1 protein-coding gene is annotated in these 1,501 nt (G+C 41.8%); it reads right to left on the bottom strand.

The features are described from left to right. Positions 1-214: 214 nt before the first annotated feature. Complete coding sequence (locus tag ACEW9I_RS05005) at positions 215-1,342, bottom strand: IS4 family transposase (protein WP_373539262.1); 1,128 nt, start codon at positions 1,340-1,342, stop codon at positions 215-217. Positions 1,343-1,501 lie beyond the last annotated feature (159 nt).

Raw genomic sequence — 1,501 nt, 5'->3', positions numbered from 1 at the left:
CAATACGGTTCGGTTAAGGACTAGAGGGTATTAACGATTCTCGAATGGAGAGGCTCCGCCAACGAGAAAGAGCGGATTTCATTTTTCCGTCCAGTTCCTCGGTGAATAGGTTTTTTCGAGGGGAATTTAGCTCTAGTTTTTTTGACGACTCTGAGGTTGCTTCGGCCTTCAGGTGGAGGGATCTGTTCATCCAAAATCTCTGTCTCCAGCCAGCTCAAAAAAAGGGAATTTCCGTTAATTCCAGACGTTGAAATTTTGGAACAGCACGGCGGACAACATTCAACGTTCCGGTAAAACTTAACCTCAATGGAGAGATCTCAGCTCGTTCAGCCACTTGAAACATCAGCGAACGAACAGCCCAGTGTCCCAATAACCAGCCATAAATCTCTTGAACGACCTCACGAGGATTAAGAGAACGAATTAGTGTTTTACGTCCCAATAAATGTACTTTTAATTCATCTATAGTACCTTCTACTTCCCACCGTTTGTGATATTCCATCGCCAGTACTAAAGCTGGGAAAGCAACAGGATCTAATAAACTAGTAATTAGACGATATACTACTGGCTCTCCATCATTTTCAATCGTGTATTCAATTACTCGTACCATGATTTTACTTGCACCTTTTTTCTTGGATTTTCCATCTGGAGCAATCCATGATAAATAGGAACCATCTTCCAGCACTTTATCTACTGGAAATTTAACATTTTTAGGCATCCGCCCTAGGTAATCAGCTCCTTGTGATATCGTCTCCATCACCATTACATAGGAATGAAGACCCCTATCCCACATCAATAGCATTCCTTGACTGACAGACCTGAGCAACTTTTTAGATCTAACTCTTTCGCCGATTTTGTAAGGACAAATTAATGCGTCAATAATCAAATGTGTACCAGCTTCAACTAGTATCACTAACCTTGCCTTTGGAAATGATGCTTTTGTGCCTGGACGACTACCTGGATAGCCAAATACTCTGGCATTTTCTGTACTATCTGGGATATCAAATACGGTGCCATCAATTGCCATTATTCTCAATCCTCCCAGAAAAGCTCCTGGAGTTTTCTCTGTCGCTAACGGACTCACTACCAAATGGAATAATCGACACATTACCTGTGCCCCGATTCTTTGTCTGGCTTCCGTAATCGATGATTTACATGGCACTTTCCAATATGAACCAACTTTGATCCAAGCCTCGCTTACTCCATCAACTAAATTTTTCAGTACTCCTCTCATTGAAGTTTTTGACCACAAACTCATTGCAATGATTAAGCAAACCACTAAATGTGACGGCAAAGCTCGCTTTCTATCTTCGCTTGCCTTTGTATCCTTCAATGCCTGTTCTATCGCTGACGCTGGAATCGCTGTTTCCAATGCTTTTAGGATTGTACTCGGTTCAATCGTTGGTACAAACAAGGATAGTTCTTTGAGTTGCATCTTTAACCTGAATCCTGCTGATGGCAACAACCATTTTACTTGCTTTCAGCCCTTAACCGAACCGTATTG

This window comes from Chamaesiphon sp. (assembly GCF_041738855.1).
Lineage (GTDB): Bacteria > Cyanobacteriota > Cyanobacteriia > Cyanobacteriales > Chamaesiphonaceae > Chamaesiphon.
The sequence above is the reverse complement of the archived record's forward strand: the minus strand, read 5'-3'. Positions and strand labels throughout refer to the sequence as shown.